The sequence below is a fragment of the Streptomyces sp. NPDC041796 genome, from assembly GCF_055590785.1.
Map to the genome: position 1 here is coordinate 1 of NZ_JBVJAH010000102.1, position 1,415 is coordinate 1,415.

At 68.8% G+C, this 1,415-nt stretch carries 1 protein-coding gene and 1 pseudogene; one reads left to right on the plus strand and one right to left on the minus strand.

The window, feature by feature from the left end; genetic code table 11:
* Positions 1 to 656 (minus strand): annotated as a pseudogene (locus tag ACZ6C1_RS39050) (IS5 family transposase); the annotation flags it as partial.
* A gap of 36 nt (positions 657 to 692) precedes the next feature.
* Between ACZ6C1_RS39050 and ACZ6C1_RS39055 the strand changes: the two are divergent.
* Entirely contained in the window at positions 693 to 1,322 is a 630-nt protein-coding gene (locus tag ACZ6C1_RS39055; protein WP_469247779.1) for a class I SAM-dependent methyltransferase, read from the plus strand.
* Positions 1,323 to 1,415 lie beyond the last annotated feature (93 nt).

The following is a 1,415-nucleotide window of genomic DNA, read 5'->3' on the forward strand; positions in this document are numbered from 1 at the left end:
CGTGGCAACGATGCCCCGGCGCCGCAGCAGGTGGCGTATCGCCCGGCTGGAATATGCCTTGTCGCCCAGCACCCGCGTCGGTGTCGTGCGAGGTCGGCCCGTAACGGCGCGCGGGATGCGGATGCTGTCGAGGGCCTGGCCGAAGGCGGTGGCGTCGTTGACGTTGCCGGGTGTGAGGGTGATGGACAGCGGGAGGCCGCGGCCGTCGACGGCGAGATGAACTTTGGTGGTCAGCCCGCCCCGGGATCGGCCGAGGGCCTGGCGCGCCTGCGAGTGGCCCGGATCTTCCGGTTCGTCCCCGCACGCGGCCCCTTTTTACGGGCGCCGGCCGCGTGCTGGTGAGCTCGGTTGATCGTGGAGTCGACAGCGACGGTCCACTCCACCCGGTCCATTGCGTCGTCGCGGACCTGGACGTGTTCCAGTAGCTTCGCCCAGGTCCCGTCCGGTTCCCAGCGGGCGAACCGCTCGTAGACGGTCTGCCAGGGGCCGTACCGCTCGGGCAGATCGCGCCACGGAGCCCCGGTCCGCAGCCGCCACAGCACCCCGTTGACCACCTGCCGGTGATCACGCCACGGACGACCGTGTCCGCCCACCCGCGGCAACAAGGGCTCTATTCGCTCCCACGCCGCATCCGTCAGCTCACCTCGACCTGCCACAAGATCAATGATCAGACCGGCTATAGAGTCCCGCCTGTGGCGAATCATCAAGACGAGACCAGGGCGGCCTACGACGGAGTCGTCGAGCTGTACGCATCACTGTTCGCGGACCGGCTGGAGACACAACCGTTTGCCCGGGCCATGATCGGCACCTTCGCCGAACTGGTTCGCGCGACAGGCAACCTGCAGACAGCGGACGTCGGGTGCGGGCCCGGACATCTGACGGCCATGCTGCACGAACTGGGCCTGGACGCCTTCGGACTCGACCTCTCCCCTGGCATGGTCGATCACGCTCGGCGGGCCCATCCGGCACAGCGCTTCCAGGAGGCGCGGATGGAGTCCCTGCCGATCGAAGACGGCGCACTCGGCGGCATACTGGCCCACTACTCGATGATCCACACCCCTCCGGGAGAACTCCCGAAGCTGCTCGCCGAGCAGGGACGCGTCCTGGCTCCGGGTGGCCTGCTCCTGGTCTCCTTCTTCGGGACCGACGGACCGGAGCCGGTCCAGTTCGACCACAAGGTGACACCTGCCTACAGCTGGCCGGCGGACCGCCTCGCCGAACTGCTTGCCGATGCCGGGCTTGTTCCCTTCGCCCGGCTGCTCCACGATCCGGCCTCTGAACGGGGTTTCCTCGACTCCCACCTGCTGGCCCGCCGTTCGTAGGTCCTGCCCGGCAATGCCCGCCGGGTGGTCACTCCGGGCTGCCGGCCAGGCGGGCGCTCGCTGATCCGACGGAGATTGTCAGACAGGCCCTAG